Annotated in this window: 1 protein-coding gene; it reads right to left on the reverse strand. The window is 54.9% G+C overall.

What is annotated here, in order from left to right; all coding sequences use genetic code 11:
- Positions 1–209 (reverse strand): DotI/IcmL family type IV secretion protein (locus tag HBA93_RS21675; RefSeq protein ID WP_286202129.1); only part of this gene is annotated, 209 nt, incomplete at its 3' end.
- Positions 210–264 lie beyond the last annotated feature (55 nt).

Raw genomic sequence — 264 nt, forward strand, 5'->3', positions numbered from 1 at the left:
TGCGCGATAGCTGTTGTGTTCAGGCGGCGATTTTTGACCAGATCGAGGGTGCCGGATTTCTGGATTGCCTCAACAAAGGAATTCCAGCCGCGCGGTTTGGTGAAATATTGCTGCGCTCTCTGAAAATCCTGCTGATAGGTGGCGAAGGAATATGTGAAGGACGATGTGACCGCCTCGGCGGCATAGGTCGAAACCTCTGCCGCGCTCAAATGCGGCCGATCAAGCGGAATGAGGGGTTGAATCCGTCCATCCGTTGTAGTGGCG

This window comes from Ochrobactrum sp. SFR4, from assembly GCF_019730395.1.
GTDB lineage: Bacteria > Pseudomonadota > Alphaproteobacteria > Rhizobiales > Rhizobiaceae > Pseudochrobactrum.